The following is a 950-nucleotide window of genomic DNA, read 5'->3' as shown; positions in this document are numbered from 1 at the left end:
CGCATCGATGACGATCGGCACAGCGGCCCCGGCATACGACTGCTGGGCCGGCCGCGGCCGGTCCGTCGGCAGCGCAAGACGGGCCGGAGCGTCAGACAGGGTGCCGCGCCAATACTGCGCCTGCTTCTGCAGCCGTTCCCCCGACAGCCACCGCCGTTGCCAGGCGGCATAATCCGGGTACTGGACCGCCAGCGGCGGCAAAGGATCGTCCTGTCCAGCCTCGAACGCCCGGTAAAGCTGACTGAGTTCACGCACCAGCACGCCCAACGACCAGCCGTCCGAGACAATATGATGCTGGGTCAGCAGGAAGACGTGTTGCTCATCCGACATCCGGATCAGACGCCCGCGGATCAGCGGCCCGCGCGCAAGATCGAACGGCGTGCGCGCCTCTTCATGGCACAGATCCAAAAGCGCCGCTTCCGCGTCCCGCCTGTCCCGCAGATCGTGCTCCAGCACCGGCAGCCCTGCGTCCGGCGGCAGGACCTCAACCCGGGGCTTGCCCTCCGACGCGACAAAGACACTGCGCAGCGCCTCATGGCGGGCAAACAGACGGTCAAGGCTGCGCTGCCAGGCGACGCGGTCGAGCACCCCCCGCAGTCGCAAGGCCAGCGGAATGTGATAGTTGGTGCTGCCCTCGTCCAGCTGCGCCAAAAACCATAGCCGCTGCTGCGCAAACGACAGCACAAGCAGCTCATCACGCGACGCGGCTGCAATCCCCGGCAGCTCTTGGGAGCCGGAGCGGCTCAACACCTCGACAATGCTTTCTGCCAGATCAGCCAGCACCGGTTTGGCGAACAGCCTCGTCAGCGGCAGCTCGACGCCAACAACCTGCGACAGCCGGCTCAAGAGCTGCACCGCCAGGAGCGAATGGCCGCCCAGTTCGAAGAAGTTGTCGTGGCGTCCGACCCGCTCGACACCGAGAAGCTCCGCCCATATCTCGGCCAGCGCCG

Annotated in this window: 1 protein-coding gene; it reads right to left on the bottom strand. The window is 66.6% G+C overall.

What is annotated here, in order from left to right; genetic code table 11:
- Window positions 1-950, bottom strand: a 950-nt coding sequence (locus NKI54_RS36305) for a condensation domain-containing protein (protein ID WP_352694656.1), incomplete at both ends; no start/stop codon positions are given.

This window comes from Mesorhizobium sp. M0663 (genome assembly GCF_040320585.1).
Lineage (GTDB): Bacteria > Pseudomonadota > Alphaproteobacteria > Rhizobiales > Rhizobiaceae > Mesorhizobium.
The sequence above is the reverse complement of the archived record's forward strand: the minus strand, read 5'-3'. Positions and strand labels throughout refer to the sequence as shown.